This window comes from Joostella sp. CR20 (assembly GCF_038433465.1).
GTDB lineage: Bacteria > Bacteroidota > Bacteroidia > Flavobacteriales > Flavobacteriaceae > Galbibacter.
The window spans coordinates 1-423 of the sequence record NZ_JAESVF010000042.1 but is presented as its reverse complement, the minus strand read 5'-3'; the positions used below and the strand labels follow the sequence as shown (position 1 = coordinate 423).

General features: G+C 37.6%; 1 pseudogene. It reads right to left on the bottom strand.

From position 1 onward, the window contains the following. A pseudogene (locus JMA43_RS13975) lies at positions 1–423 on the bottom strand (RHS repeat domain-containing protein); the annotation flags it as partial.

Genomic DNA, 423 nt, shown 5'->3' with positions numbered 1-423 from the left:
GTATTCATAACTGGTTTTAACTCCCCTTGTATCTGTAATGGTACTTATACCCACCAAAGGGTCATATGTGTAAGTCGTTACTTGTGCATTTAATAACTTACCTCGTAAACTATTTATGGCTCCTAAATTTGCTTCGGTATACGCATTTAGTCCTGTAATCGAAGTATTTAATGCTGTGGCTACTTCTTGATAGGTTGCATTTTCAATTTTCGCTATAGGATACTGACCACTATACCCCCATAAATATACGATAGAAGCACCATCAGTTTTTTTAACCTCCAATGGGTTACCATAGCTATCATAACGCTTGTATTCAATACGAGGTTTTAAAGACTCCGAGCCTTTGGATACAAGAACTCTTTCTGGTAAAATTAAATTGTTGCCCCAGTCTTTGTAGGTTGTCCGTTGGATAGACAATCGCTG